Genomic DNA, 23,994 nt, shown 5'->3' with positions numbered 1-23,994 from the left:
GAGCCAGAGCCAGAGCCAGAGCCAGAGCCAGAGCCAGTGCGTGCTGGCGAGCGGCGATGCCGTGCCGTGCCGTGCCGTTCGCGAGCAAGCTCGCTCCTACCGGGCGGGCAAGGTCCGCTCCTGCACGGAGACATCTGCGCCGCGGTTGAAGCGTAGGAGCGGACTTTGTCCGCGAAATCCGCAGCGGCGGAGGGTGGGATAGCCGGAGGACTCTGTGGCTTCGCGCCGGCGAAGACGAGAGCGATTAACCGGGGCTATGGAGTAACGGTAGGGATTCGCGGACAAGGTCCGCTCCTACATGGAGATTTCTGCGCCGCGGTTGAACCGTAGGAGCAACTGTTTTCTTCGGAAAGACCGTGCCTGTGTTTCCCTCTCCCTGAAGGGAGAGGGGGCTGTGCGGTGCAGGAGGACACTGCAGCATCAGGCGGCACGATCGGCTCCCTCTCCCTCCGGGAGAGGGCTGGGGTGAGGGGGAGGCGCAAACACTGAGCTATCCGGGGAAAGGCAAGTGCTCCTACGCGATGAGTGGCGGATAACCCGTTCCGGGTTATGCGCCCTACAAAAAGCTGGAGCTAGCAGTCAGTGAAGGCAGTTGCTCCTGCGTGACGGGCTGGCGCTAACGGCGGAATCAGCCGCGCAACGCCGGATGGGCGCGCAGGCGTGGTACCACGAAGTCGAGGAAGGAGCGCACCCGCGCGCTGGCGCGGCGTCCTTCGCGGTAGATCAGGTGCACCGGCACGCCGGGGGCGGCGTAGTCGTCGAGGACCACCTGCAACTGGCCGGCACTGAGTTCGCGGTGCACTTCGTGGCTCAGGCAGCGGGTCAGCCCGAGGCCCTGGAGGGCCGCGCCGATCGCGGCGTTGGCAGTGCTGCACGCCAGGCGCGGGGCGAGGCGCACCGCGCGGGCGGCGTCCTGCTGGCGGAAGCGCCATTCGCTGAGCGCACCCAGGCTGCCGGCGACGATGATGCTGTGCATCTTCAGCTCTTCCGGCGCCTGCGGCGTGCCCTGGCGCGCGAGGTATTGCGGTGCGGCGCAGACCACTGGGCGAACCGTGCCCACCGGCAGGGCGAAACCGGAGGAGTCGGGCAGCGTGCCGATCACCAGGGCGATGTCGATGCCGTCTTCCAGCAGGCGCGGCAGGTCTTCGCGGGTGCGGCCGAGCAGGCTGACGTCGGGGAACGCGGCGAGGTAGTCCAGGGCGATGGGGGCGAAGACCAGGTCGGCCAGCGACAGCGGCAGACTGACCTGCAACAGGCCGGCGGGATGGGCGTGAAGGTCCTCGGCAGAGCCTTGCGCCGCGTCGACCGCGCGCAGGATATTCCGGCAACTGGCGGCGAACGCCTCGCCGCGGGTGCTCAGCTCGATTCCGCGTGGCCCGCGGCGCAGCAGTTGGCAGTGCAGGCGGGCTTCCAGGGCCGCGACGCTGCGCATCACCGTGGCCGTGGACAACCCCAGCTGGCGTGCGCCCGCCGCCAGGCTGCCGCCCTGCACCACGGCGTCGAACACCTGCATCTGCCGATACCGGCTCATGCCGGGCCGGCCTGCAGCGCCGGGTCCTGGCGCAGGCGCTCGGCGCAATGCGCGACGAAGCTGCTGACCTTGGCCGGCAGGCGCGGGTTGTCCTGGTACAGCAGGTGGATGGGGAGCGCCGGGGTGGCGAAGGCGTCGAGGACGATTTCCAGTTCGCCCCGTGCCACGGCGTCGGCGGCCTGATAGGAGAGCACGCGGGTGTAGCCGCCACCCAGGCGCGCGGCGTGGAGCGCCGCATTGTTCGAGCTGACCGTGAAGCGCGATGGCGGGCGCAGGGTCAGCGGCCCGTCGGCGGTGACGAACTGCCAGTCGGTGAGCAGGGTGCTGGTGGCGGCCATCACCACCGGTGCATCGAGCAGATCATCGGGATGCTCTGGGCGACCATGGCGGTCGAGGAAGGCCGGGGACGCGCAGACCACCGGACGAATCTCGCCGACCTGCAGCGCGGTCAGGCTGCCTTCGGGCAACTGGCCGATGCGCACGGCGACATCGATGCCCTCGTCGAGCAGGTTCACCACGCGGTCCACCAGCAGCGCGTTGACCCTGACATCCGGCTGGGCCTCGAGGTAGCTGGCGATCAGCGGCACCAGGTACAGCTCGCCGAACAGCACCGGGGCGGTGACTGTCAGGTTGCCGCGTGGGCGCAGGGCGCTGCCGGAGGCCAGCTCCTCGGCTTCTTCCAGCTCCTGGAGAATGCGCCGGCAGTCCTCGACGTAGCGCTGGCCGGCTTCGGTCAGGCGCACGCTGCGGGTGCTGCGGGCCAGCAGCAGGGTGCCCAGGCGCTGCTCCAGGGCGGCGATGGCGCGGGTCACGCTGGGCGGCGACAGGCCCAGCTGGCGGGCGCCAGAGGCGAAGCTGCCGGATTCGGCCACCGCCAGCAGCACTGTCATTTCCTGAAACCTGTCCATTGTTCACCGTGTGGGCCGGAGGGCGGTTGCCAGACTGTAGTGGGAAGCGGCGCGGGAATGAAGGGCGGCGGGCTTGCGGGCGACATCGGCGTGCTCGCTAGCGCCTTGTCGCTTGACCGCGCCCCGGCCGCTCCGGCACAAGCGCTGAAGGCGCCCGCAGCGGGGTCGCCACTGCCCACGAGCCTTCCCCATGACCAGCAAGACCACGGCCAGCGTTCTGGCCGACACCAGCAACCCGCGCCTGGGCATCGCCCTGTGCCTGCTGTCGATGCTGATTTTCGCCTGCCAGGACGGCATCACCAAGGTGCTGGTCCGCCACCTGCCGGTGGCCGAGCTGGTGATGGTGCGCTACTGGGTGTTCGTGCTGTTCGCCCTGATCGTCTGCCGCGCCCAGGGTGGCGTGCGCGCCGCCAGCCGCAGCGCCAGCCCCTGGCAGCAGGTGGTTCGCTCGCTGCTGGGCGTCGGCGAGATCGCCATCTTCGGCCTGGCCCTGCGCTACCTCGGGCTGGCGGAAACCCACGCGCTCTACGCGGTCTTCCCGCTGATGACCCTGGGCCTGGCGCGGATCTTCCTCGGCGAGCGGATGGTCGCCCGGCAATGGCTGGCGGCGGCGGTGGGCTTCGGCGGTACGTTGCTGATCCTGCGCCCCGGCATGGGCGTGTTCGAGCCCGCGGCGCTGATCCCGCTGGCGGCGGCGCTGACCTTCGCCTTCTTCAACATCCTCTCGCGGCGCATCAGCCAGACCGATTCCTTCGCCACCACCACGCTGTACATGGCCGTGGTCGGCGCTGTGGCGGCCACCTCGGCGGGGATTCCCGCCTGGGTCACGCCGACGCCCCACGAGGCGCTGCTGATGTCCATCGTCGCGGTGTCCGGGGTGATCGCCCAGCTGCTGCTGATCCAGGCGCTGAAGTACGCCCAGGCCTCGACGCTGCAGCCGTTCAACTACTCGCTGCTGGCGTTCGCCACGCTGATCGGGCTGATCGTCTTCGGCGAGGCGCCGACCGCCTGGACCATCAGCGGCGCGCTGCTGATCCTGCTGGCGGGGCTGTATTCGGTGCGGCCGCGGCGCTGAGGCGCGGTTCAGGCATCAGAGCGCGCTGCTGACCTGGGTGCGGTCCATCAGGCGGATGCTGTCGCGGCCGCCGCGCTTGGACTGGTAGAGCGCCGCGTCGCCCTGTTCGATGAGCGCGGCGAGGCTCGCCGGAGCCTGGTCGAACAGGCTGGCGCCGATGCTCAGGGTGACTGCCTGGGGCGTGGCGAAGTCCTGTGCGGCGAGGCCCTGGAACTGTTCGCGCAGCTTGCCGCTGAGGGCCAGCACCGCTTCGGCGTCGACATTGACCAGCAGGATGACGAATTCGTCGCCACCCAGGCGCGCCGCCAGGGCGCGCTCGGGCAGCTGGGCGCGGATCATCTCGCTGAGCGCCACCAGCAGGCGGTCGCCGGCGGTGTGCCCGTGCAGGTCGTTGACCAGCTTGAAGTTGTCGATGTCGATCAGCAGCAGGGCGCCCGGCCGGCCCACGGCGATGTCCTCGAACAGGCGCGGTGCGCGGACTTCCAGGGCGCGGCGGTTGTACAGCGAGGTCAGCGGGTCGCGCGCGGCCAGGCGGGCCATGCGCTTCTCGCGGCGATAGCGCTCGGTGCCGGTCATCGACAGGGCGATCAGCATGATCGCCATGGCGCCCTCGACCAGGGAAATCTGGATGATCTCGCCGCGGAAGGCCGCCAGGTCGATCAGCGTGCCGGGGATGATCACCGTCATGCCCTTGGCCAGGTAGAAGGCGCCGTGCACCAGCAGCACGTAGCGCAGCTGCACCGCGCCGACGCTCAGGGACTTGCCATGGGGCCGCAGCAGGTAGCTGGCGCGCAGGGAGAGCAGGGCGACCAGCCAGGAGTTGGCCAGCAGCATCAGCTTGGACCACGACGGGCTGTCGTCGGGCAACAGCAGCAGGGAGGCCCAGAACAGCGGAATCAGCAGCCAGAGCCGCGACAGCCGCGCTTCGGTGAAGCGCGCGACGCCGGTGAGGAAGAACCAGTGGGCCAGCACCAGCAGGCCGTTGGCGAACCAGATGCCGACCAGCAGGTAGCCGCTCATGCGCAGCAGCGAGAGCACGCAACCGACGGTGATGGTGGCGAAGCCCGCGCTCCAGAACAGCAGCGAGCGTTCGCGCACGCTGCGCCACTCGACGGCCAGGTACAGCGCCGCGGCCGCGGCGAGGGCGACCGAGATGGTCAACATGGTGGGTGGATCGAGCGCCATAGAACGGACCGTACTGCAAATTCGGTGAAAGGGCACGATTGTAAGCTGCCGAGGCGTTTTTTCGGAGGTCGATGATACGCGGCGTCGCTGAATTTCCGATGACGGGCGCAGGCTTGACTCTCCCGCCAGGGGGAGGGTTTAGCCTGCGAGGCCTTGGCAACCCGAATGAGGCAACGATGCGAGGCAAGAAGGTTCTACTGATCCTGGGGCATCCGGCGGGCGACAGCTTCTGTGGCGCGCTGGCCGAGCGATACCGGCAGGCGGCGAGCGCTGCCGGGCATGAGGTGCAGTTGCTGCGCCTGGGCGAGCTGGCGTTCGACCCACTGCTGCACCGTGGCTATGCCGGTGTCCAGCCGCTGGAGCCCGACCTGCTGGCGGCGCAGGAACACATCCGCTGGGCGCAGCACCTGGTGTTCGTGTTTCCGGTCTGGTGGGGCGGGGTGCCGGCGCTGCTCAAGGGCTTCCTCGATCGCGTGCTGTTGCCCGGCTTCGCCTTTCGCTACCGCAAGGGCTCACCCTTCCCGGAGAAGTTGCTGAAAGGACGTACCGCGCACCTGCTGGTGACGATGGACACGCCGCCCTGGTACTACCGCTGGTTCCAGCGCATGCCGGCATTGCACCAGATGCGCCGGACCACCCTGGCCTTCTGCGGCATCCGGTCATTGCAGACGCAGGTCTACGGGCCATTGCTGAATGCTTCGGCGCAGCGCCGTGAGCGCTGGCTCGGCAAGGTCGAGGCGCTGGCAGCGGGTTGAACGGGCTTGTCTTTGCACGGGCGACCTGCCCATCCTTGGCCGATTGCCCGACACAGGGAAGGAGCGGTGCACATGTACATCGGGAAGGTCGCCGAGCTATCCGGCGTAACGGTCAAGGGCATCCGCCATTACGAGGCGATCGGGCTGTTGCCGCCGCCGCGCCGGGAGGGCAAGTACCGAGTCTATGGCCGCGAGACGGTCGAGCTGCTGGTGGTGATCAAGTGCGCCCAGCAACTGGGCTTCAAGCTCCGCGAGATGCAGGAGCTGCTGCAGCGCGATGACGGCCTGGCGCCCTGGGATCGGGTACGCCAGGCCATCGCCGCCAAGAAGCGCGAGCTGCGCAGCAGCATTCGCGAACTGCAGCGCAATTACCGCGAGCTGGAGGCCTTCGAGAGCAGCCTGCAGGACGCACACGGGTCCTGCGAACTGGGGCGGTTACCGACAGCAGGCTGAATGCGCGCTGGCGTCACAGCGTGCGGATCGAGGTGCTGATCGCCCGCGCGCACTCGATGGCCGCCGGCGCCAGGCGCCGTTCGGCATCCTCGCGGCTCCAGCGGCTGGTGGGCGCCACCACGTGCACCGAGGCCACCGGGCGGCCCTGGCTGTTGCGCACCGGCGCGGCCACCGCCATGTCGCCGAGGAACAGCTCCTCGCTGTTGATCGCAAAGCCCTTGCGGCGGATCTCGGCGATCTCCGCGAGGATTTCCTCCAGCGAGGTGCGGGTGTACTGGGTGTGGCTGTTCAGGTCGCTACCCTGCAGCAGTTCCAGCACCTCGTCATCGCTCAGCGCACTGAGGTAGGCGCGGCCCGAGGCGGTGCAGTACATGGGGATGCGGCTGCCGATAGGCAGGTGGATGGGGATGAACTTCGGCCCGACGAAGCGCGCCACGTAGAGCATGTCGGTGCGCACCGGCTCGGTGAGGTTGGTGGTCTCGCCGGTGGTCTGCGCCAGCTCGGCGAGGAAGGGGTTGGCGACGTCCACCAGGGTGTCGGCGGCGAGGTAGTTGTAGCCGATCTCCATGACCTGCGGGGTCAGCTGGAAGCGCTTGGTCTGCGGGTGCTTGCTGACATACCCCAGCGCTTCGAGGGTATGGATCATCCGCTGCGCCGAGCTCTTGGTGATCTCGGCAGACTCGGCCACTTCGGCCAGGTTCATGGTGCGGTTGCGCGCGTTGAAGGCGCGCAGCACGGCCAGGCCCTTTTCCAGCGACTGATTGAACAGGCTGTTGTCGTTGTCGCTCATTTCTTGTCCTTGGGCGTCCTTGAGCAGAATCAGGCTGATTCAGGCTTTAAGTATCGATATGCGATATTTATAAATCTCTTTACGATTCTTGTAAATCATTTATATTGCGGTCAACGCCTCCTGCCGATACGAGGCTATCCATAACGCATAAAGACAATAATCCGCGTCAAATGGGAGTTCACCAATGCATCCTCGCCTCCGCGTGTTTTCCTGCGCTCTCGCGCTCGTCGCCAGCTGTGCGGCATCCCTGGCCGCCCAGGCCGAAACCCTGAAGGTCGGCGCCACCGCCACCGGCGTGCCGTTCACCTTCCTCGACATCAAGACCAACAGCATCCAGGGCATGATGGTCGACTCCGCCCAGGCCGTGGCCAAGGCCGGCGGCTTCGACGTGGAGATCGCCCAGACTACCTTCGCCGCGCTGATTCCCTCGCTCACCGCGAAGAAGATCGACCTGATCTCCGCCGCCATGCTGCGCACCCCCGAGCGCGAAAAGGTGGTGCAGTACTCCGACCCGGTGTTCGAGTACGGTGAAGGCCTGGTGGTGCGCGCCGACGATGACAAGGCCTACACCAGCATGGATGACTTCAAGGGCGAGGTCGTCGGCGCCCAGGTCGGCACCATCTTCATCGACGCGCTGAACAAGCGCGGCATCTTCAAGGAAGTGCGCGGCTACGACTCCCTCGCCGACCTCACCCGCGACCTGGCCCTGGGCCGCATCAAGGCCGGCTTCGGCGACCACCCGATCCTCGCCTACCAGATGGCCAAGGGCAGCCTGAAGAAGGTCCGCCTGGTGGACAGCTACCAGCCGCAGATCAAGGGCGAGGTCTGCCTGATCCTGCGCCAGGGCGATCCGCAGCTGCTTGCCCAGGTCAACAAGGGCATCGCCAGCATCAAGGCCGACGGCACCCTGGCCGGCATCATCGGCAAGTGGCACCTGGACTGACGTCCGCCTTCGCTACGCCTTTTCCCAAGCCTTACCCGCGCCTTTCGCCGCAGCCCTGCGCCCGGTGAAGGGCGACGGCCGCCTCCGAATCACGCCCACGGACATGCCCATGTTTTTCCAGAATGCCCTGGACTTCCTGCCCATTCTCCTGAATGGCGCGGTGGTCACCGTGCAGGTCACGGTCGCCTCGTTCCTGCTCAGCTCGCTCATCGGCCTGGCCTTCGCCCTGATGATGGTGTCGAAGGTGCGCGCCGTCGCGCTGTTCGCCATCTCCGCGGTGAACATCATCCGCGGCCTGCCGATCATCGTGCAGCTGTTCTACATCTACTTCGTGCTGCCGGACTTCGGCGTGCAGCTCAGCGCCCTGCAGGCCGGCATCATCGGCCTGGGCATCGCCTACTCGGCGTACCAGGCGGAGAACTTCCGCGCCGGTATCCAGGCCATCCAGCAGGGGCAGATCGAGGCCGCCGAGTCCTTCGGCATGCGCGGCCCGATGATCATGCGCCGGGTGGTGCTGCCGCAGGCCTTCCGCATCGCCCTGCCGCCCTACGGCAACACCCTGGTGATGATGCTCAAGGACTCCTCGCTGGTGTCCACCATCACCGTCGCCGAGATGACCCGCGCCGGCCAGCTGATCGCTTCCTCGACCTTCGAGAACATGACCGTCTACAGCCTGGTGGCCTTGCTCTACCTGGCCCTGAGCCTGCCGCTGTCGTTCGCCCTGCGCCGCCTCGAAGCGCGCATCGCCACGAGGAAGAAAGCATGATCCGCATCCAGTCGCTGCACAAAAGCTACGGCAGCACCCGCGTCCTCGAAGGCATCGACCTGTCGGTGGAGAGCGGCCAGGTGGTGTGCCTGATCGGCCCGTCCGGCTCGGGCAAGTCGACCCTGCTGCGCTGCATCAACGGCCTGGAAACCTACGAGGGTGGCGACATCCTGGTCGGCCAGGAACGCGTCGACCGCCACGCCAAGTCCATCCATGAAATCCGCACCCAGGTGGCGATGGTGTTCCAGCGCTTCAACCTGTTCCCCCATCGCACGGCGCTGCAGAACGTCATGGAAGGGCCGATCTACGTGAAGAAGGAACGCCCCGACGAGGCCCGCGAGCACGCCCGTGCGCTGCTGGAGAAAGTCGGCCTCGGCCATCGCATGGACGCCTACCCGGACGAACTCTCCGGCGGCCAGCAGCAGCGTGTGGCCATCGCCCGCGCCCTGGCCATGCGGCCCAAGGCGATCCTGTTCGACGAGCCGACCTCGGCGCTGGACCCGGAGCTGGTCGGCGAAGTGCTGGCGGTGATGCGCAAGCTCGCCGACGAAGGCATGACCATGGTGGTGGTGACCCATGAGATGGGCTTTGCCCGCGAAGTCGCCGACAAGGTGTGCTTCCTCTATGGCGGGCGCATCGTCGAGGAGGGCGCGGCCAAGGATGTGCTCGGCGCGCCGAGCCAGCCGCGCACCCAGGAATTCCTCCGCCGCCTGCTCAACACCGACGGAGGCCAGGCATGAACGCCCAGCCCCTGACACTGCCGCCCTCGCTGTGGGCGGCCACGGCGAACCCGGCGCCGGCGACACCGGCGCTGGCGGACGACAAACAGGTCGACGTCGCCATCGTAGGCGCTGGCTACACCGGGCTGGTTACCGCGCTGCACCTGGCGCGCAGCGGCGTGCGCGTCTGCGTACTGGATGGCGGCGAGCCGGGCTGGGGCGCCTCCGGGCGCAACGGCGGGCAGGTGATTCCGGGCCTCAAGCACGACCCCGACGACCTGCGCCGGATGTTCGGCGGCGACCAGGCCGAGCGCCTGATCGAGGTCGCCGGTGGCGCCGCCGATGAGGTTTTTGAGCTGATCCGCCGCTACGACATCGACTGCGAGGCCACCCGCCAGGGCTGGATTCAGCCGGCTGCCTCGCCGGCTGCCCTGCGCGCCATCGAGAAGCGCGCCGAGCAGTGGCGCCAGTGCGGCGTGCCGGTGGAGATGCTGGACAAGAGCAGCGTCGCCCGGCGCATCGGCAGCAACGACTACCTCGGCGCCTGGGTCGACCCGCGTGCCGGCAGCGTGCAACCGCTGAGCTATGCCCGGGGACTGGCTCGCGCCGCGTTGAGCGAGGGTGTCCAGATACACGGCCACAACCGCGTGACCGGCCTGCGCCGTCATGGCAGCGGCTGGCAGCTGACCACCGATACGCAGCGCACGCTCACCGCCGAGCGGGTGATCCTCGCCACCAACGGCTACAGCGACGACCTCTGGCCGAAACTGCGGCAGACGGTGATCGCCGCCAACAGCTTCATCGTCGCCACCAAGCCCCTGCCGGACAACCTGCGGCGCAGCGTGCTGCCCAATGGCGAAGTCTGCTCGGACGCCCGCCGGCTGTTGCTGTACTTCAAGCAGGATGCCCGTGGCCGGCTACTGCTGGGCGGCCGTGGCCCCTTCGCCGAGCCGCGTTCGCCGGGGGACTGGACGCACCTCAAGCGCTCGCTGCTGGGCCTGTTCCCGCAGTTGGCCGAGGTCGAGTTCGAGTACCAGTGGAGCGGCCGAGTATCGCTGACGCCGGACTTCATGCCGCGCCTGCACGAGCCGGCGCCGAACCTGAGCATCCTGCTGGGCTACAACGGTCGCGGCATCGCCATGGCCTCGACCCTCGGCCGGCACCTGGCGCAGCGTCTGCTGGACCGCGAGCAGGCGTTTCCCTTCCCGGTCACGCCGCTGCGGCCGATTCCCTTCCATGGCCTGCAGCGTCTCTACCTCGGTGTCGGCATCGCCTGGTACCGGCTGCTCGATGCCGTGCTCTGAGGGCGCGCCGCCCATCTCGCCAGGGATGGGCGGCAAGCTTGGGCTCAGTTGCCCGGCACGCTCCCGGCCAGGGTTGGCGCGAGGCGCGCGGGAGTGATGACGATCAGCAGGTTGTTCTCCCGGTAGACTGCCGCGCCCGGCGGAATCCAGCCCGGCACCTGCGCGCCGGTCTTGCCGGAAAGGCTCAGCACCATGCCGACCGGGCCTTGCGTCGCATGCTGTGCCAGCCACCGGCTGACCTCCGCGGAAGCAACCTTGCGCTCGCTGGCGTCGAGGTAGGAGAGGCCGTACTGCAGCTCGCCTTGCACATCCAGCAGGGTCACGTCGCGGCGATCCAGGCGCCAGGCCAGTGCCGAGGCCGCGCCCAGTTCGTTGCTGAGCAGGCTCTTGGCTGCCTGCAGCTCGCCCAGGTGGCGGGCGATGAACTGGTCCGGCATCTTGTTATCCACCACCGACAGCGGCATGGCCGGCGGCAGCAGGGCGATCAGCACCCAGAGCCCGATCGCCGGAGCGAACCAGTAGCGGGTCGGCCGCAGCCACTGCAGGAAGCCGCAGGCGGCCCAGGCCAGGCAGACCAGCAGGGCCAGGCACAGCGGCAGCGGCTGCTGGCTGTAGACCGGGTGCACCACCTGCAGCACCAGTACGCCGAGCAGCGCCGCACCGCCCAGTACGAAGTTGAGCAGGCCGTTGCCGCTGACGGCGAAGACATCGCGCTGACGCAGCTTGTCCACCAGCGTGTGGGCCATCAGCAAGGCCAGCGGCACGAAACACGGCAGGATGTAGGTCGGCAGCTTGCCCTTGCTCAGGCTGAAGAACAGGAAGGGCATGGCGAACCACAGGCCGAGGTAGGCCACGCGCGCATCCCTGCGCTCGCGCCAGGCGCGCCTGAGGCTGGGCACCAGCAGCAGGGCCCAGGGCAGGGCGCCGGCGAACAGCAGCGGGACGAAGAACCAGAATGGCGCGGCATGCTGGGCATTGCTGCCGGCGAAGCGGCGGATGTGTTCGTTCCAGAAGAAGAACTGCCAGAAGTCCGCCTCGCGCCGGTGCACCGCAATGGCCCACGGCAGGCTCGGCAGTACCGCCAGCAGGATCGCCAGCGGCCCGCCGCGCAGCAGTTCACGCCAGCGCTTGTGCAACACCGCATAGGGCGCCACCACGATCACCGGCAGCAGCCAGGCGAGAAAACCCTTGGTCATGAAACCCATGGCGCAGGCCACGCCCAGCAGCGCCCAACCCGCCCAGCGCTCACGCGGCTGCTCGCTCTCCAGGGCGAACCAGCAGGCGAACAGGCCCAGGGTCAGCCACAGCGTCAGTTGCGGATCGATATTGGCGTAACCCGCCTGCCCGGCGCTGAGGCCGAAACTCAGGTAGAGCAGGCTGGCGCTCCAGCTCTTCCAGGCGTCGTTCCACAGCCGGCGCCCCAGCAGCCAGACCAGCCCGGCGGTGGCCGCGGTGCACAGCGCCGAGGCGATGCGCGCGCCGAACAGGTTGTCGCCGAAGATCGCCTGGCCGAGCGCGATCAGCCAGTAGCCGCCAATGGGCTTCTCGAAATAGCGCAGCCCGAGGAAGTGCGGCGCCACCCAGTTGCCGCCGTGCAGCAGTTCCTGGGCCGCCTGGGCATAGCGGGTTTCGTCGGGTATCCATAGCCCGTGCAGGCCCAGCGGCGCCAGGAAGAACAACGCGAAAGCAATCAGCAGCGCCGGGTAGGCCATCGCCGGCAGGGCGCCCTGGACGGATGGATAGAGCGGTTTCGGCAGTCGCTGCGGGATGAGCGTGGCGTCCGTCATCGGGTCGGTTCCTCGAAGGTCTGGCATGCCCTGATAGGCGTGCTGGCCAGACTACGAGGGGAGACTTAGGTGGGGCTGAGGGCTTCGCCTGCCCGAGCGGAATTGCTGCAGGATTCCACTCGGTCGGGGGATGCAAAGAGGCGCCTGGCCCCGGCATCAGGCCGTGGTATTCACGCTGTTGCCACTGGTGCTGCTGCCCGATTCGGTGAGCGCTTCGGAGTAGGCGGCAGTGGCAGTCGCGACGGCGGCGGAAGCGGCCGACACGCGCGCCTGGGCCGCCTGCACGGCGATCATCCGCGCCTGCTGCTGTTCATCGCTCTCGCTGCCGCCGCTCTGGTTGGCCTTGGCCAGGTCCTGTTCGGCTTCCTGCAGTTCCTTCTGCGCCTGTTCTACCGCCTGCTTGAGTTTCTCCAGGGTGCTGTCGGAGCTGCTGCTGGAACTGTCGCTGGTGCCGCCCGCGCCACCGGCACCTGCTGCGCCCTGGGTAGCGGAACTTGCACCGGCCTGGGAGGTGCTGCTGGTGGCAGTGCTGTCCTGGGTGGATGAGGCGCTGCTGGTGGTCGAGCCGGTGGTGGAGGCGTAACGGATGCTGGTGTTGCCGACGGCGCTGATGCTGGTCATGAGAAGTCTCCCGTTGTGTTGGTTAGCCGGCGTTGCGGCCGGCGCGGGAGGAAATTGAGAGTGACTTGTTATCCACTTGGTATCGAACCGGATACCAGCCAGTGGCGCCGCCCGTAGGCGGCGCCTGCGGGTCACTGCCAGCCGTAGCGGCGGGTGAACCAGCCCTTCATGGCCTGCACGACGCCGGCATAGCCGATCAGGATCGCCAGCAGGAACGGGAAGTAGCTCCAGGGCAGCGCCTGCAGCTTGAAGTAGCCAGCCAGGGGCGACATCGGCAGCAGCAGGCCGATGGCGACTATCGCCAGGGTCATCGCCAGCAACGGCCAGGCGGCGCGGCTCTGGACGAAGGGCAGCCTGCGGGTGCGGATCAGGTGCACCACCAGGGTCTGCGAGAGCAGCCCCTCGACGAACCAGCCGGACTGGAACAGCGTCTGCTGGTCGGGCGTGTTGGCGGCGAAGACGTACCACATCAGCACGTAGGTGAGGATGTCGAAGATCGAGCTGAGCGGGCCGAAGAACAGCATGAAGCGCCCGATCTCATCGGCCTTCCAGCGCTGCGGCTTGCGCAGTTGCTCGGGGTCGACGTTGTCGAAGGGAATGGCGGTCTGCGATACGTCGTACAGCAGGTTCTGCACCAGCAGATGCAACGGCAGCATCGGCAGGAAGGGCAGGAAGGCGCTCGCCACCAGCACGCTGAACACGTTGCCGAAGTTGGAGCTGGCGGTCATCTTGATGTACTTGAGCATGTTGGCGAAGGTCTTGCGCCCCTCCAGCACGCCGGCCTCCAGCACCATCAGGCTCTTTTCCAGGAGGATGATGTCGGCCGCTTCCTTGGCGATGTCCACCGCCGAGTCCACCGAGATGCCGACGTCGGCAGCGCGCAGGGCCGGCGCGTCGTTGATGCCGTCGCCCATGAAGCCGACCACGTGGCCGCGCTGGCGCAGCAGACGGACGATGCGCTCCTTGTGCGCCGGGGTGAGGCGGGCGAACAGGTTGCACTGTGCGGCGCGCTCGCCCAGCTGGCGGTCGCCGAGGGCGTCGATGTCGCTGCCCAGCAGCATGCCGTCGATGGACAGGCCGACTTCGCGGCAGACACGCCGGGTGACCCGCTCGTTGTCGCCCGTCAGCACCTTCACCGCCACGCCCTGTGCGGCCAGCGCGCGCAGGGCGGCGGCGGTGGTTTCCTTGGGGGGATCGAGGAAGGCGATGTAGCCGATCAGCAGCAGATCGCTCTCGTCCGCCACCTGGTAGTGCTGCTGCCCGGACGGAAGCTGCTTCACCGCCACCGCGACCACCCGCAGCCCTTCGTCGTTGAGGCTGGCGGTGTGCGCGCGGATGCGCCGCAGCAGGCCGGCGTCCAGCGCCTGCTCCTGATCGCCGAGGCGTACCCGGCTGCATACCGCGAGGATTTCCTCCAGCGCGCCCTTGCAGATCAGCTGGTGCCCGTCACCCCGTTCGCCGACCACCACCGACATGCGCCGGCGCTGGAAGTCGAAGGGGATCTCGTCGACCTTGGCGAAAGCCGCTCCGAGGCGCTGCTCGCGCTCGGGGGCGGCGTGCTCCAGCACGGCGACGTCGAGCAGGTTCTTCAGGCCGGTCTGGTGGTGGCTGTTCAGCCAGGCCGCGTCGAGCACCGCCTCGCAGGGCTGGCCGAGTACGTCGGTGTGGCGCTCCAGCACGATGCGGTCCTGGGTCAGGGTGCCGGTCTTGTCGGTGCACAGGACGTCCATGGCGCCGAAGTTCTGGATCGCATCGAGGCGCTTGACGATCACCTTCTTGCGCGACAGCACCACCGCGCCCTTGGCCAGCGTCGAGGTGACGATCATCGGGAGCATTTCCGGGGTCAGGCCGACGGCGATGGACAGCGCGAACAGCGAGGCTTCCAGCCAGTCGCCCTTGGTGAAGCCGTTGAGCAGCAGCACCAGGGGCGCCATCACCAGCATGAAGCGGATCAGCAGCCAGCTGACCTTGTTCACGCCCTGCTGGAAGGCGGTGGGCTCGCGGTCGGTGCTGATCACGCGTTCGGCGAGGTTGCCGAAGTAGGTGCTCTGGCCGGTGCCCACCACCAGCGCGCGGGCGCTGCCGCTGACCACGCTGGTGCCCATGAAGCACAGGTTCTCGCGCTCCAGCGGGCTGCCGGCGGCGCCGCGATGGGGCTCGGCGTACTTCTCCACCGGCAGCGATTCGCCGGTGATGGCGGCCTGGCTGACGAACAGGTCCTTGGCCGCCAGCACGCGCAGGTCGGCCGGGATCATGTCGCCGGCCGACAGCAGCACCACGTCGCCGGGCACCAGGTCGCGGAACGGCACCTCGACGGCGCCGCGCCGGTCGGCTCCGGGCAGCCCCGGCCGCAGCACGCTGGCGGTGTTGCTCACCAGCGCCTTGAGGCGTTCGGCGGCGCGATTGGAACGCGACTCCTGGAAGAAGCGCAGCAGCGTGGAGATCAGCACCATGCTGCCGATCACCGTGGCCGCGACGGCGTCCTCGGTGAGCCAGGACACCAGTGCCAGCAGGCTGAGCAGCAGGTTGAACGGATTGCGGTAGCACCACCACAGGTGCAGCAGGGGCGAGACGGGTTTCTCCTGGTCCACCAGGTTGGCGCCGAAACGTTCGCGCTGGCGTTCGACGACCTCCGCGTCGAGGCCTTCGGGGTGGCTGTGGAATTGCCGGTAGAGCTGGTCCGCGTCCTGTTCGGCGGCGCTGGCCAGCTGACGGACGAAGTCGGGTGGCAGGCTGCCGCGGGCAGTACCGTTGCGCAGCAGTTCGAGCACCGCCTGGCGGCGGAAATGACGGCTCAGGCCGTGGTCGAACAAGGCCAGCAGGCGCCGGCCGAAGTGTTTGAACAGCATGATGCACTCCTGGGCGGCCGCCGTGCGGCGACCACCATGGGGGTTTGCGGAGCGCACTGCGTGCGCCGCCGCCGGTCAGGCCGGAGGGCGGCGCGAGGGGAGCTCGCTAGCCGCCGTCCGGCCCGGGTCTGGGTGATGCGGGACTGGGGTCGGGGTTCATGGCTGGGCTCCGGGATCTCCTGTTCGGGGTGGATGGGATGAGTCAGTCGGCGGCCAGGTCGAAGACCTGCCAGCGCACCGAGCTGACGCCTTTTTCCAGGCTGATGCGGCTCACCAGGCGCTCCAGCTGGGTGGTGGCGCCGTGGTCGCCGAGCAGCTCGGCGCGCACTTCCAGCTTGGCCGGGTTGGCCTGGTCCTCGCTGTGCAGCGACTGCAGGCGCAGGCTGGCGCCGTCGAGGCTGTGCAGCATCAGGCTGCGTACCTGGATCTCGTCCTCGGCGCGGCAGACGATCTCCACGCCGTAGCGCAGTTCGACTTCAGTGGCCGGCAGCACTTCCTGATGGTTCAGGCGCTGGGCGATATCGCGCAGCAGGATGTTGGCGCAGAGCACCACGAGGCTGCCCAGGGCGGCTTCCAGCAGCAGGCCCATGCTGCACAGCACGCCGATGGCGGCGGTGCACCAGAGGGTGGCGGCGGTGTTCAGGCCGCGCACGTTGAGGCCGTCGCGCATGATCACGCCGCCACCGAGGAAGCCGATGCCGGAAACCACGTAGGCGGCGATACGCGAAGCATCGCTGGCCAGGCCGGGGACGCTCTGGGTCATCAGCACGAACAGGCAGGCGCCGGTGCTGACCAGGGCGTTGGTGCGCAGGCCGGTGAGGCGCTGGCGCAGTTGGCGTTCGGCACCGATCAGGGCGCCGAGAACGAGTGCTGCGGCGGCGCGCAGCAGGAAGATTTTCCAATCCATGATCCACCTCGCTTGCGGGTAGATGCCGGCCGGCAGCCGGCGATCAAAAGCGCACAGGCACGGGCCTGCGCGGCATTGGCGGGTATGGATTGCGCAAGGTCGCAAGGCTTCGCCGGTGGCGCCGAGGGTGGGCGCCGCCCGGTGAGGCGGAAGGGGAGAATGGGGATGCGTCATCCCGGTCGGGATGCGGATCGCCACTGTCCGCTGTGATCAGCGAGACAGTGGCAGGGATGTGCTGCCGGACGTGCTCGCTGTTCAGACCTGTCGCAATCGACTGGGGCAACTGTCCAAGGCAGGACTCCTGTGTGGGGGAACGAAGCGCGGCGCAAGGTACGCTCGCCTGTCTGCCGCGTCAAGCAAGGCGCGGCAGCAGCAAGTATCGCCACACAGCCTTAGCAAAGCCTTAAGGCGCTCACTCGGGCTGCTCGCTTTCCTCGCGGGCGAGGCTCAGCCGACGGGTATGGAAGTCGTACTCGAACAGCTCGGCGTAGCGGCCCCATTCGATGGCGACCTTGAGCACCCGCTCGGCCACCTCGGCGTCCATGGATTCCTCCAGGCGGTCGAGGATCGCCTTCTCGGCGATGCTGCCGGTGGTCTCGGCCTGCAGGCTGTCGAGGATGTAGCCGAGCAGGGCGACGCGACCGCGGCACTGGCGGGCGAACAGGTCCTGGCGCCGGGCCTGGCGGGCGGTGACGTAATGCCGGCCCTGGCGGGTCAGGCGCAGGTCGCCGGCCACCAGCTGGGCCAGGCCGAGCAGGCCGAGGGCCTCGCAGACCGGCAGCAGCACCTCGTCGGGCAGCTCGGTCTCCTCGGCCAGGTGCGGCAGGTCGGCCTGGCCGTTGAAGCGCTCGCCGGCCAGCAGCTCCAGCACCCGCTCCATGCGCACCACGTCGGCATCGGGCAGGCGGTAGCCGGGCTCGACCGTTTGCGGCTGCTCGCCGCTGGCAGCGGCTTCGGGGCGCTGGGTCATCAGCGCGTAGACTTCGTCGACCAGTGCGCGGACTTCCTCGGAGTCGGCGTTGCGCGGGCGCGGCAGGTCGATACGCAGCTCGGTGCGCACGCGGCCGGGGTCGCTGGAGAGGATCAGGATGCGGTCGGCCATCATCACCGTCTCCTCGATGTTGTGCGAGACCACCAGGATGCAGCGGGTGGTGATGCGGTGTTCCTCCCAGAGTTCGAGCATGTCGTCGCGCAGGGTCTCGCCGGTGAGCACGTCGAGGGCCGAGAAGGCTTCGTCCATCAGCAGCACCTCGGGGTTCATCACCAGCGCCCGGGCGATGCCGACGCGCTGGCGCATGCCGCCGGAAAGCTCGCGCGGCAGGGCGCCGCCGAAGCCGGCGAGGCCGATCAGCTCCAGCGCGCCATTGGCCAGCCGCTCGCGTTCGGCGGGTCGCACGCCCTGGGCTTCCAGGCCCAGCTCGACGTTCTGCTGCACGGTCAGCCAGGGGAACAGGGCGAAGGACTGGAAGACCATGGCCACGCCGTCCACCGGCCCGTGGATCGGCTTGCCGCGATAGTTCACCTGGCCGCGGTCGGCGCCCACCAGCCCGGCGATGATCCGCAGCAGGGTCGACTTGCCGGAGCCGGAACGGCCGAGCAGGGCGACGATCTCGCGCTCGTGGAGGTGCAGGTCGACCTCTTCCAGCACGGTGCGCGGGGTGCCGTCGGAGGCCATGAAGGACTTGGCGACGGCCTTGAGTTCGATCAGCGGTGCGGCGTTCATCGCAGGTCCTCAGCGACGGTTTTCGGCGAGCCGGTACAGCCGGCGCCAGAAGAAGCGGTTGAGCAGCATCACGTAGATGCACATCACCCCGATGCCCAGGGCGATGCGGTGGAAGTCGCCGGCATCGGTCATCTGCTTGATGTAGCTGCCAAGGCCGGTGGCTGTCAGCGAGGTGTCGCCCCAGCTGACGTACTCGGCGACGATGCTGGCGTTCCACGAGCCGCCGCTGGCGGTGATGGCGCCGGTGACGAAGCTGGGGAACACCGCCGGCAGGTAGACGCGTTTCCATTTCAGCCAGCCGCGCAGGCCGAGATTGTCCGCCGCCAGGCGCAGTTCATACGGAATGCTGGCGGCGCCGGCGACGACGTTGAAGAGGATGTACCACTGGGTGCCGAAGACCATCAGCGGGCTGAGCCAGATGTTCGGGTTGAGCTGGAAGTGCACCAGCGCCACGACCACCAGCGGGAACAGCAGGTTGACCGGGAAGGCGGCGAGGAACTGCGCCAGCGCCTGGACCTTCTGCGACCAGCGCGGGCGCAGGCCGATCCAGATCGACAGCGGCACCCAGACCAGCGAGGCGAGGGCGATCAGCAGCATCACCCGCAGCAGGGTCAGCAGGCCCAGGCCGAGCACGTGGAAGGTCTCGGCCCAGCCCACATCCTGGTGCACGAACAGCCCGAGGCGGACGAAGGCGAAGGCGCAGGCCAGCATCAGCAGCGCGTCCCAGGCGCGCGGCCACCAGTCAGGCAGGCGCAGCCAGGTGTGGCTTGCAACGCTGCCGTCGTGGCGTTTGGGGAACCAGCCCATGGCGGCCTGGAAGCCATCGCCCATGCGGTTGGAGAGCGCGCTCATCCAGCGGCTGCGGCGCAGCCAGTCGAGCAGCCAGGAACGCTGCGCGGTGTCGCCCTGGGATTCTTCGAAACGGAAGCGGTCGGCCCAGGCCAGCAGCGGGCGGAAGAACAACTGGTCGTAAAGCAGGATGCCGGCGAGCATCGCGCCGATGGCCCAGGCGATGGCGCCAAGGTTGCGCTGGTCGATGGCCACGGCGATGTAGGAGCCGATGCCGGGCAGCTTGATGTCCTGCCCGGCCACCGAGATGGCCTCGGCGGCGACCAGGAAGAACCAGCCGCCGGACATCGACATCATCATGTTCCACAGCAGGCCGGGCATGGCGAAGGGCAGTTCCAGGCGCCAGAAACGCTGCCAGGCGGAGAGACGGAAGATCCGCGCGGCCTCGCTCAGCTCCGCCGGTACGCTGCGGAACGACTGGTACAGGCTCAGCGCCATGTTCCAGGCCTGGGAGGTGAAGATGGCGAAGATCGCCGCGCACTCCACGCCCAGCAGGTTGCCGGGGAACAGCGCGATGAAGGGGGCGATGGCGATCGCCTGGAAGCCCAGGATGGGCACCGACTGCAACACATCCAGCAGCGGGATCATGGCCTTCTCGGCGGCGCGGTACCTGGCGGCGATGGCGGCGAAGAGGAAGGCGAACAGCAGCGAGAAGCCCAGCGCGGTGAACATCCGCAGGATGGTGCGCAGCAGGTAGTAGGGCAGGTACAGCGGGTCGAGGGAGATCGGCAGCGCCTCGCCGACCACGAACGGCCGGTCCATCTGCATGGCGCCATAGGCAGCCAGCACCAGCAGCGCGAGCACCAGTGGCAGCAGGCACCAGTCCCAGCGATTGGGCGCGGCATCCCTGAGCGCGGGCGTGGGGGTGAACAGCAGGGCCATGGTCGGGTCTCGTTTGTCAGCACGCCGCATGCCTGGTTGAAGGCAGGCATCCGGCGGGCGGCTGACAGGCTGATGACGGTGCCGGCGCAGAAGTCCGGGCGCTGTGCATCAATTGCCAGAACAAGGTTAAGACCCGGTTAACCACCGGGCCTGTCGCGCGTTGTTCAGGGCGTGATGAAGCCGCGGATGGTGCGGGTGGTCTTCTCTGGCGCTTCTTCCATCAGCCAGTGTCCGGCACCGGCGACCACCACTTCGGTGACGTTGTCGGCGGCGTTGCGCATGACGATGGCTTCGTTGGCGCCGAAGGATTTTTCCCCGCCGATGGCCATCACCGGCATGCGCAGCCGGGTCTTCACGGCCACCTCGTTGTCCACGGCGTCCTGGCGGATCGCGCGGAACTGCGCGAAGGCGGCGTGCATGGCGCCAGGGCGCGCGTAGAGCTTGGCGTAGTGCTGGCGGGTCGCTTCGTCGACCTTGTGCGGGTCGCCGGCGAATTCGTTCCAGAAGCGGTCCAGGTAGATGCGCTCGCGCCCGGCCACCAGGCGCTCCATGTCCGGGCCGCCGAAGTCGAAGTGCCAGAGCATCGGCGAGCGGACGATCTCGTTCCACGGCGGGATGCCCGGAACCGGCGCGTCCATCACCACCAGGCGCTCGGTCTGCTGGGGGTAACGCGCGGCATAGGCGTAGGCGACCATGGTGCCGATGTCATGGCCGACTACCGCCGAGTGTTCGATGCCCAGCTTGGCCAGCACGGCGCGGATATCGCCGGCCTGGGTGTTCTTCTCGTAGCCCGCCGCGGGGATCGACGACAGGCCCATGCCGCGCAGGTCTGGGACGACCACGGTGTGGTCGCGCGCCAGGTCGTTGGCCAGCGGCGCCCACATGTCGCCGGTGTCGCCGAAGCCATGCAGCAGCACCACGGCCGGCCCCTTGCCGCCGACCCGGACGTGGAGGGTTGCACCATCTACCGCGATGTCCTGGGTGGTGAAAGCCGAAGAGAAGGGTTTGACCTCGGCCTGGGCGGCAAGGCTCAGGGACAGCAGGGAAGCGGTCAGCAGGGCGCGGATCATCGCGGTGACTCCCGTGGGGTGGATGGGAGGAGCGTAGACCGCTTTGCGCCAGGCGAGAGGGGCGCTGGCGGCCCTTGTCGTGGCCGTCAGCACCGTCGCCTTCAGTAGGTGGCGCGAACCGTCAGCATGAAGTTGCGGGGGTCGCCATAGACGTTGCCATAGGTCGAGGTGCCGACCGTCTGGTAGTACTTCCTGTCGAACAGGTTGTTGCCGTTGAGCGCGACGTTCCAGTGCTCGTCCACCTGGTAGTCGACCAGGGCATTCCACACCGCGTAACCGCTTTGCTGGTAGTCGAAGGGAACGTCGGCCTGGGTCACGTTGCCGTTGCTGTCGTAGACGTTGGCGGTGCCGCTGACCTTGGTCGCGCTCTGGATATCGACGCCGCCACCGACGCGGAACTTCGACCAGTCGCCCGGCAGGCGGTAGGTGCTGAACAGCTTGGCCATGTGCTTGGGCGTGATGGTGCTCAGCTCGCCGCCGACGGTGCGATTTTTGTTGAGGTTCAGGGTGTAGCTGGCCATGACCATCCAGTCCGGCAGCAGCTCGCCGGAGATTTCCAGGTCCACGCCCTTGCTGACGACTTCGCCGCCGTTGACGTAGCAGCAGTTGCCGCCGAACAGCACCGAGGTGGCGTCGTACTGCGGGTCGAGCACGGCCTGGTCTTCGCGCTTGGTGTAGTAGAGCGCCACGCTGGTGTTGACCTTGCCGTCGAACAACTCGCCTTTCAGGCCGGTCTCGTAGGTCTTGCCGGTCATCGGGTCGAGGGTGCTGCCGCTGCCCAGCGGGCCGGCCATGTAGTTCTGCTGCGGCTTGAAGATTTCCGCGTAGCTGGCGTAGGCGGCCCACTCATCGGTGAGGTCGTAGACGATGCCGCCGAACGGAGTGGTCCTGGTCGGTTCGCGCATGTCGACGCGCGACTGCACGCCCCACACGCCGTTGGCCAGGGTCTGGTAGGTCTGGTCGAACTTGTAGCGCTGCACCCGCGCACCGAGGATCAGGTGCAGCGGCTCGGCCAGCTGCAGGCGCAGGCTGGAGTAGAGGCCGTACTGGGTCTGGCTGTTGGGGCTGTAGTCGCGGGTGACGTCCGGGCGCGGGCCGGGGTCGGTCCAGGGCGTGGAGTTGGGGTCGAACACGTCCACCGCGCCACCGGCGCTGGCGAAGCGCGGGGTGCCCTGCCAGCGGCTGTCGATGTCCTGGTAGTCGCCGCCGACGGTGAGCTGGTGGTTCAGGCCGAACAGGCTGAAGTTGCCCGAGACGTTGGCGTCCCACAGGTCCTGCTCGCTGCGCTGGGTGATCCAGGTGCCGTAGCGGGTGACGCCGCTGCCGGTCACCGGGTTCACCGAGCCCAGGGTGGTGGCGTTGTTGGTCTCGATGGTGTCGTAGATGTTGGTGTAGCTGAGGTTGAGCTTCCAGTCGTCGTTCAGGCGCTGGTCGAGCTTGGCGAAGTATTCGCGGGAGAAACCATCGGCGTAGGCCCAGGTGGTGGACAGCCCGGTATGCCGCGGCAGGCCGAGGTCGACGCCGTTGCTGTAGCGCGGCACGGCGTTGGCGGTGCCGGTCTCATGGACCTGGTTGAAGCGCATCCCGGCGGTGAGCAGGGTGTTGTCGGTGACATCGGCTTCCAGCACGCCGTAGAAGATCGGCTTGTCGGTGGCGCGGTTGTCGGTGAAGTACTGGCGGTCCTGGTAGGCCACCACCGCGCGCCCGCGCAGCTTGCCGTCGAAGCCCAGCGGGCCGGTCACGTCGAGTTCGCTGCGATAGTTGTCCCAGGTGCCGGCGGAGGCGCTGAACTTCAGCTGGTAGGTATCCAGCGGGCGCTTGCGCACCAGGTTGATGATGCCGCCGGGATCGCCGGTGCCGCCGAACAGCGCCGAGCTGCCGCGCAGCACTTCGACGTGGTCGAACTCGGCCATGTCGTAGACGTTGGAGGAGTAGAACGAGCCGGCGGTGGTGCCCAGGGACATGGGCGCGGCGCCGTCGAGCTGGATGTTCTGGATGGCGAAGCCGCGCGAGTAGTAGTCCTGCAGGCGGAAGGTGCCGCTCTGCACGGTGATCCCCGGCGTGGCGCGCATGGCCTCGTTGATGTCGGTGATCTGGCGGTCGTCCATCAGCTGGCGGGTGATCACCGAGACCGACTGCGGGGTTTCCTTCAGCGAGGTCGGGGTCTTCGAACCGACGCTGGTCAGGCCCGGCGTGTAGCTGCCGCTGTTCTCGGTGGCCTGGCCCATGCCCTGGCCCATGATGGTGGTCTCGCTCATTTCCAGCGCGGCGTCTTCCTGCGGGATCAACACCAGCTGGTAGCGGTTGCCGTTACGCTGGGCTGCCAGGCCGCTGCCCATCAGCATCAGGTCCAGCGCTTCCTCGGCGCTGTAGCTGCCGCGTACGGCCTGGCTCTGGCGGTCGCGGGTCAGCCCGGCGTCGGCGGCCAGCAGCAGGCCGGTCTGCGCGGCCAGTTCGTTGAGCTGGCGGGCGAGGGGGCCGGCGGGGATGTCGAATGTCTGTCGCTGAGCCTGCTCAGCGTTTGCCGCAGGGGATACCGCGAGTGGGGCGACGGTGGCCAGGCTCAGGGCCATGGCGAGGATCAGGGGATGCTTCTTGCTCGGGAAGTGCTGGTCTTGGCGTGACATTCCGGTTCCTTGGCGTCCGGTTATTAGGGGTGTTTCCTAGTAATCCGAAGCAGAACGGAAAATCGGAACCATTCTCGAAAACTTTTTTCAGCGTGCCGCAAGAGCCGGATGGCCGTTGCGCGGTTCACGAGCAGGAACTGGGCATCCCCTTTGCTCCTCGGCGCGCGCTTTCTGTAGGAGCGAGCTTGCTCGCGAACCGACGTAGGGCGCATAACGCGCCAGCGTTATCCGCCGCGAACTTGGCGGCGGA

Annotated in this window: 19 protein-coding genes; 7 read left to right on the top strand and 12 right to left on the bottom strand. The window is 68.0% G+C overall.

The window, feature by feature from the left end; translation table 11 throughout:
* Positions 1-628 precede the first annotated feature (628 nt).
* Together HNP46_RS15000 and HNP46_RS14995 are read right to left on the bottom strand one after the other, a co-directional pair.
* On the bottom strand, positions 629-1,531 hold the full coding sequence (locus HNP46_RS15000; RefSeq protein ID WP_184590233.1) for a LysR family transcriptional regulator: 903 nt from the start codon (positions 1,529-1,531) through the stop codon (positions 629-631).
* Complete coding sequence (locus tag HNP46_RS14995; protein WP_184590231.1) at positions 1,528-2,439, bottom strand: LysR family transcriptional regulator; 912 nt, start codon at positions 2,437-2,439, stop codon at positions 1,528-1,530. Before HNP46_RS14995 ends, HNP46_RS15000 begins: the two co-directional genes overlap by 4 nt.
* Positions 2,440-2,629: 190 nt before the next feature.
* On the opposite strand from HNP46_RS14995, the gene HNP46_RS14990 reads away from it, so the two are divergent.
* Positions 2,630-3,514 carry a DMT family transporter gene (locus HNP46_RS14990; protein WP_184590229.1) on the top strand — a complete coding sequence of 295 codons (885 nt, stop codon included), beginning with the start codon at positions 2,630-2,632 and terminating at the stop codon, positions 3,512-3,514.
* Positions 3,515-3,529: 15 nt separating this feature from the next.
* On the opposite strand, the gene HNP46_RS14985 is transcribed toward HNP46_RS14990, so the two are convergent.
* Complete coding sequence (locus HNP46_RS14985; protein ID WP_184590227.1) at positions 3,530-4,699, bottom strand: GGDEF domain-containing protein; 1,170 nt, start codon at positions 4,697-4,699, stop codon at positions 3,530-3,532.
* A gap of 176 nt (positions 4,700-4,875) precedes the next feature.
* On the opposite strand from HNP46_RS14985, the gene HNP46_RS14980 reads away from it, so the two are divergent.
* Complete coding sequence (locus tag HNP46_RS14980; RefSeq protein ID WP_184590225.1) at positions 4,876-5,454, top strand: NAD(P)H-dependent oxidoreductase; 579 nt, start codon at positions 4,876-4,878, stop codon at positions 5,452-5,454.
* Positions 5,455-5,526: 72 nt separating this feature from the next.
* Positions 5,527-5,907 (top strand): MerR family transcriptional regulator, encoded by a 381-nt coding sequence (locus HNP46_RS14975; RefSeq protein ID WP_184590223.1) that lies wholly within the window; start codon positions 5,527-5,529, stop codon positions 5,905-5,907.
* Between the two features lie 13 nt (positions 5,908-5,920).
* On the opposite strand, the gene HNP46_RS14970 is transcribed toward HNP46_RS14975, so the two are convergent.
* Positions 5,921-6,697, bottom strand: a complete 777-nt coding sequence (locus HNP46_RS14970; protein ID WP_184590221.1) for an IclR family transcriptional regulator — start codon at positions 6,695-6,697, stop codon at positions 5,921-5,923.
* Positions 6,698-6,881: 184 nt separating this feature from the next.
* On the opposite strand from HNP46_RS14970, the gene HNP46_RS14965 reads away from it, so the two are divergent.
* From HNP46_RS14965 to HNP46_RS14950, 4 genes are all read left to right on the top strand, one after another.
* Positions 6,882-7,640 (top strand): ABC transporter substrate-binding protein, encoded by a 759-nt coding sequence (locus HNP46_RS14965; protein ID WP_184590219.1) that lies wholly within the window; start codon positions 6,882-6,884, stop codon positions 7,638-7,640.
* Between the two features lie 109 nt (positions 7,641-7,749).
* On the top strand, positions 7,750-8,406 hold the full coding sequence (locus HNP46_RS14960; RefSeq protein ID WP_184590217.1) for an amino acid ABC transporter permease: 657 nt from the start codon (positions 7,750-7,752) through the stop codon (positions 8,404-8,406).
* Positions 8,403-9,146, top strand: coding sequence for an amino acid ABC transporter ATP-binding protein (locus tag HNP46_RS14955; RefSeq protein ID WP_184590216.1), 744 nt, complete (start codon positions 8,403-8,405; stop codon positions 9,144-9,146). Before HNP46_RS14960 ends, HNP46_RS14955 begins: the two co-directional genes overlap by 4 nt.
* Complete coding sequence (locus HNP46_RS14950) at positions 9,143-10,429, top strand: NAD(P)/FAD-dependent oxidoreductase (RefSeq protein ID WP_184590214.1); 1,287 nt, start codon at positions 9,143-9,145, stop codon at positions 10,427-10,429. Before HNP46_RS14955 ends, HNP46_RS14950 begins: the two co-directional genes overlap by 4 nt.
* Positions 10,430-10,473: 44 nt before the next feature.
* Here the strand turns inward: HNP46_RS14950 and arnT are convergent, their stop codons facing one another.
* The 8 genes from arnT to HNP46_RS14910 all read right to left on the bottom strand — a co-directional run bounded on the left by arnT (position 10,474) and on the right by HNP46_RS14910 (position 23,744).
* Positions 10,474-12,141 (bottom strand): lipid IV(A) 4-amino-4-deoxy-L-arabinosyltransferase, encoded by a 1,668-nt coding sequence (arnT, locus tag HNP46_RS14945; RefSeq protein WP_184590296.1) that lies wholly within the window; start codon positions 12,139-12,141, stop codon positions 10,474-10,476.
* 231 nt (positions 12,142-12,372) lie between these two features.
* The gene (locus HNP46_RS14940; protein WP_184590212.1) at positions 12,373-12,837 is read right to left on the bottom strand and encodes a hypothetical protein; all 465 of its coding nucleotides are present in this window, start codon (positions 12,835-12,837) and stop codon (positions 12,373-12,375) included.
* A 131-nt stretch (positions 12,838-12,968) separates the two neighbouring features.
* A complete protein-coding gene (gene mgtA / locus HNP46_RS14935; RefSeq protein WP_184590210.1) occupies positions 12,969-15,686 on the bottom strand; it encodes a magnesium-translocating P-type ATPase in 2,718 nt (905 codons plus the stop codon).
* Positions 15,687-15,888: 202 nt separating this feature from the next.
* Entirely contained in the window at positions 15,889-16,593 is a 705-nt protein-coding gene (locus HNP46_RS14930) for an MgtC/SapB family protein (RefSeq protein ID WP_184590208.1), read from the bottom strand.
* Positions 16,594-17,005: 412 nt separating this feature from the next.
* Positions 17,006-18,316 (bottom strand): nitrate/sulfonate/bicarbonate ABC transporter ATP-binding protein, encoded by a 1,311-nt coding sequence (locus HNP46_RS14925; RefSeq protein WP_184590206.1) that lies wholly within the window; start codon positions 18,314-18,316, stop codon positions 17,006-17,008.
* 9 nt (positions 18,317-18,325) lie between these two features.
* The gene (locus tag HNP46_RS14920; RefSeq protein ID WP_184590204.1) at positions 18,326-20,047 is read right to left on the bottom strand and encodes an ABC transporter permease; all 1,722 of its coding nucleotides are present in this window, start codon (positions 20,045-20,047) and stop codon (positions 18,326-18,328) included.
* A 164-nt stretch (positions 20,048-20,211) separates the two neighbouring features.
* The gene (locus HNP46_RS14915) at positions 20,212-21,117 is read right to left on the bottom strand and encodes an alpha/beta fold hydrolase (RefSeq protein WP_184590202.1); all 906 of its coding nucleotides are present in this window, start codon (positions 21,115-21,117) and stop codon (positions 20,212-20,214) included.
* Between the two features lie 101 nt (positions 21,118-21,218).
* Positions 21,219-23,744, bottom strand: coding sequence for a TonB-dependent siderophore receptor (locus HNP46_RS14910; RefSeq protein WP_184590200.1), 2,526 nt, complete (start codon positions 23,742-23,744; stop codon positions 21,219-21,221).
* Positions 23,745-23,994 lie beyond the last annotated feature (250 nt).

It is taken from the genome of Pseudomonas nitroreducens (assembly GCF_014204515.1).
GTDB lineage: Bacteria > Pseudomonadota > Gammaproteobacteria > Pseudomonadales > Pseudomonadaceae > Pseudomonas > Pseudomonas nitritireducens_A.
Note: the sequence above shows the minus strand (reverse complement) of the source record. Positions and strands in the feature narration are given on the sequence as shown.

Excerpts from the sequence above, each read along its gene's own strand:
- HNP46_RS15000 (WP_184590233.1), bottom strand. The coding sequence starts at position 1,531 with ATGAGCCGGTATCGGCAGATGCAGGTGTTCGACGCCGTGGTGCAGGGC.
- HNP46_RS14995 (WP_184590231.1), bottom strand. The coding sequence starts at position 2,439 with ATGGACAGGTTTCAGGAAATGACAGTGCTGCTGGCGGTGGCCGAATCC.
- HNP46_RS14990 (WP_184590229.1), top strand. The coding sequence starts at position 2,630 with ATGACCAGCAAGACCACGGCCAGCGTTCTGGCCGACACCAGCAACCCG.
- HNP46_RS14985 (WP_184590227.1), bottom strand. The coding sequence starts at position 4,699 with ATGGCGCTCGATCCACCCACCATGTTGACCATCTCGGTCGCCCTCGCC.
- HNP46_RS14980 (WP_184590225.1), top strand. The coding sequence starts at position 4,876 with ATGCGAGGCAAGAAGGTTCTACTGATCCTGGGGCATCCGGCGGGCGAC.
- HNP46_RS14975 (WP_184590223.1), top strand. The coding sequence starts at position 5,527 with ATGTACATCGGGAAGGTCGCCGAGCTATCCGGCGTAACGGTCAAGGGC.
- HNP46_RS14970 (WP_184590221.1), bottom strand. The coding sequence starts at position 6,697 with ATGAGCGACAACGACAACAGCCTGTTCAATCAGTCGCTGGAAAAGGGC.
- HNP46_RS14965 (WP_184590219.1), top strand. The coding sequence starts at position 6,882 with ATGCATCCTCGCCTCCGCGTGTTTTCCTGCGCTCTCGCGCTCGTCGCC.
- HNP46_RS14960 (WP_184590217.1), top strand. The coding sequence starts at position 7,750 with ATGTTTTTCCAGAATGCCCTGGACTTCCTGCCCATTCTCCTGAATGGC.
- HNP46_RS14955 (WP_184590216.1), top strand. The coding sequence starts at position 8,403 with ATGATCCGCATCCAGTCGCTGCACAAAAGCTACGGCAGCACCCGCGTC.
- HNP46_RS14950 (WP_184590214.1), top strand. The coding sequence starts at position 9,143 with ATGAACGCCCAGCCCCTGACACTGCCGCCCTCGCTGTGGGCGGCCACG.
- arnT (WP_184590296.1), bottom strand. The coding sequence starts at position 12,141 with ATGGCCTACCCGGCGCTGCTGATTGCTTTCGCGTTGTTCTTCCTGGCG.
- HNP46_RS14940 (WP_184590212.1), bottom strand. The coding sequence starts at position 12,837 with ATGACCAGCATCAGCGCCGTCGGCAACACCAGCATCCGTTACGCCTCC.
- mgtA (WP_184590210.1), bottom strand. The coding sequence starts at position 15,686 with ATGCTGTTCAAACACTTCGGCCGGCGCCTGCTGGCCTTGTTCGACCAC.
- HNP46_RS14930 (WP_184590208.1), bottom strand. The coding sequence starts at position 16,593 with ATGGATTGGAAAATCTTCCTGCTGCGCGCCGCCGCAGCACTCGTTCTC.
- HNP46_RS14925 (WP_184590206.1), bottom strand. The coding sequence starts at position 18,316 with ATGAACGCCGCACCGCTGATCGAACTCAAGGCCGTCGCCAAGTCCTTC.
- HNP46_RS14920 (WP_184590204.1), bottom strand. The coding sequence starts at position 20,047 with ATGGCCCTGCTGTTCACCCCCACGCCCGCGCTCAGGGATGCCGCGCCC.
- HNP46_RS14915 (WP_184590202.1), bottom strand. The coding sequence starts at position 21,117 with ATGATCCGCGCCCTGCTGACCGCTTCCCTGCTGTCCCTGAGCCTTGCC.
- HNP46_RS14910 (WP_184590200.1), bottom strand. The coding sequence starts at position 23,744 with ATGTCACGCCAAGACCAGCACTTCCCGAGCAAGAAGCATCCCCTGATC.